This is a genomic window from Candidatus Melainabacteria bacterium RIFOXYA2_FULL_32_9 (genome assembly GCA_001784615.1).
In the GTDB taxonomy this organism is placed as follows: domain Bacteria; phylum Cyanobacteriota; class Vampirovibrionia; order Gastranaerophilales; family UBA9579; genus UBA9579.
The window spans coordinates 9,097-11,960 of record MFRQ01000024.1; the positions used below are offsets into that span (position 1 = coordinate 9,097).

Here is a 2,864-nt window from a genome sequence, read left to right on the forward strand (position 1 = left end):
CAAGTTCATCATCAGTAACTTTTACAATCAAGCTAGGAATAGTCAGAGCTGCTATTACTCCTACAATTGTCAATGTTATAACAGCTTCTGCTAATGTAAATGCTTTTTGAATTTTCATAATATCTTCTCAGAACATTCTTAATTTATGAGTTATATGCTAATTATAAATTATCTATTATAACTGCGCAATGCTAAGTCTTTTCATTTAATATTTTATGGTAAAGGAGTGCCTTTTAGCGGATAAACAGCGCATCCTAAACTGTTTCTCCAGGTACTACTACCAGCAACACAGCTTGTTCCATCATTATTTGTTCCGCCAGAAATTACCTGATACACTCCATCCTTCTTAATTAACCAGGCCATATTATAATCTTTTCCTACCATATTAGGAGGATCATCTCCATTTACATCAATATCAAGCTCTGCACATACTCCTGTTAATGTTCCACCTCCAAGTACAGCAGTAGAAGTACTAGCACAGGTAGTACTATAACGATAAAAACCTATAACAGCTCCACTCGGTAGTTGACCCGCAGCATAATTAGCTCCTGAACTAGTAGTCCAAAAGCCATTACCTTTATAATGCTTATAAGTAATAACACTTCCTAATAAAACATTAAAATCACCTGTAGCGATAAAATTCATAACTTCAGCATAGTCATCTCTAAAGTTGGCATGAGAGCTTGTATCTATATCATGGTTCAAGTCAATTTTTTGTGTAGCATCTGATAATTCAGCAAGAGTTTTTTTCCATTTGGTTGCAAGTTGATCATCAGTAACTTTTACAATTAAGCTAGGAATAGTTAAAGCTGCTATTACTCCAATAATGGTTAAAGTTACAAAAGTCTCTGCTAAAGTAAATGCCTTTTGAATTTTCATAATATCTTCTCAGAATATTCTTAATTTATGCACTATATATTAATTATAAATTATCTATTCTAACTGTGCAATGCTTGAGTATTTTAAAACAGCTTCTCAATAAATAATATTTTAAAGTATTTCTTTCTATATAACCAATTCTATATTTTCAATAAATCCAAATTAATCTCTTCAACTTCAGTACAGTCTGAATAGAATTTGTGTCCTACTTGAGCAAATTTAGCAGCATTGGCACTTACAAAGTATTTTCTTGAACCGCAATGAGAATTACTAAGTATTCCTAGTTTTTCTAGCTCAATTTCTACAGCTTTAACAAGATAATCAGCCGGATCAATTAACATATCGGGTCTATTAGTTACTTGATTAATCAATTCCGTTAAAAAAGGGTAATGAGTGCAACCAAGTATTATTTTTTCTACGTTATTTTCAAGAAGCTGAGTGACATATTTGCTAACTAATTCTTTAGATTCAGGTAAATCCAAAGATCCTGATTCAACTATTTCAACAAGTCCAGGACACCCTATCTCAAAAACATTTTTATCCGTATTAAGCTTTAATATATTCGTGCTATACGCTTTAGATTTAATAGTAGCAGAAGTTGCAATCACTCCAATATTTTTCTCACTTAAACCAGCAACATGCTTTGCAGTAGGTTCTATTAATCCATATATAGGAAAGTCATATTTATCTTTAACAAAATCCAAAACTACCGCTGAACTCGTATTACAGGCCATTAATACAGCTTTTGCGTCTTTATATTTATACCAGTTCAGAATTTCAGTTACAAATTGTATTAACTGCTCTTTAGTTTTTTCCCCATACGGAACTCTTGCAGTATCGCCAAAATATAAATAATTTTCACCAGGAAGTGCTTCAACAAGCTTTCTTAAAACTGTTAATCCCCCAACTCCTGAATCAAAAACACCAATTGGTTTATCACTAACCATTATTAAATTCCTTTAAATATGCCACAAAATCAATATCCAAATCTAAGATACTGAATTATGCCGTCTGCGACAGCTCTTGCAGTTAGTTCTTGTCTTTCCTCAGTCATTATCTGACACCTTTCATCATCATTGGACATAAAACCAACTTCAACAAGTACCGCTGGTACATTTACATGATGAATGACGTAAAACATTGATTTAATAACGCCTCTATCATGCGATTTCACATAATTTGCTAATCTTGAATGAATGTGTCTTGCAAGTTCCCTACTTTGAGGTGTATACCAATGAGTTTCAAGCCCAGTTACTCTGGAATTCTCACATGCATTCACATGAATACTTACAAAGACGTTTGGATTTACTCTGTTTGTGATTTCTGTTCTTTCTTTAAGAGAAAGAGTATCATCATCATTCCTGGTCATTATTACATCAACACCAGCCATAGACAAGTATTTATATACTTTTTTTGCAATATCTAATGTTATATGTTTTTCATAAATTCCAGCTCTTTTTGCACCCGGTTCGCTACCACCATGGCCTGCATCAATAACAACTCTTCCTTTTGGTGCAACAATCTTATCTATAAACGTTATTTCAAGATTTTTTCCATCAATACTCAATTTTGATTCAATTTTTGCTCCATAATTAATAGGAAAAGACCAGCTGGAACCCATTGGATATTTTTCAATAAAACCAATATCCACACCAAGATATTGGTTTGACTTCTGTAATGCAGATATTAAAGCTTTAGGAGGAGCATTAACATTATATAATTCCAATAAAACCTTTTCAGGCCTGTGTAAATGTCTTATATTGTGAATTATAGGTTGTGTTGCAGTAAGAATAATTGACGTCGTTTTATTATCTATTTTTTGTACTTTTATATCCTGTATCTGACATTCATTTTTACTATTTGGTAAATTAGATATATTTATATTATCTTTTGGCGTAATTACAAGTGATTGTAAGTCTGGTGAAATTATAGTTTTATAATTATTAGGATCAGCTGTCTCAACAACTACTCTTAAAGTTTCAGGA

3 protein-coding genes and 2 pseudogenes (2 of these 5 only partly in view) are annotated in these 2,864 nt (G+C 32.2%); all 5 read right to left on the reverse strand.

What is annotated here, in order from left to right:
- Nucleotides 1-118 (reverse strand): annotated as a pseudogene (locus A2255_06035) (hypothetical protein) (it extends 452 nt beyond the left edge of the window).
- A 95-nt stretch (nucleotides 119-213) separates the two neighbouring features.
- The gene (locus tag A2255_06040) at nucleotides 214-879 is read right to left on the reverse strand and encodes a hypothetical protein (GenBank protein ID OGI22948.1); all 666 of its coding nucleotides are present in this window, start codon (nucleotides 877-879) and stop codon (nucleotides 214-216) included.
- A gap of 140 nt (nucleotides 880-1,019) precedes the next feature.
- Entirely contained in the window at nucleotides 1,020-1,826 is an 807-nt protein-coding gene (locus A2255_06045) for a glutamate racemase (GenBank protein ID OGI22949.1), read from the reverse strand.
- A gap of 29 nt (nucleotides 1,827-1,855) precedes the next feature.
- Entirely contained in the window at nucleotides 1,856-2,605 is a 750-nt protein-coding gene (locus A2255_06050; GenBank protein OGI22950.1) for a hypothetical protein, read from the reverse strand.
- Nucleotides 2,606-2,858: 253 nt separating this feature from the next.
- Nucleotides 2,859-2,864 (reverse strand): annotated as a pseudogene (locus A2255_06055) (hypothetical protein); it runs 729 nt beyond the window's last position.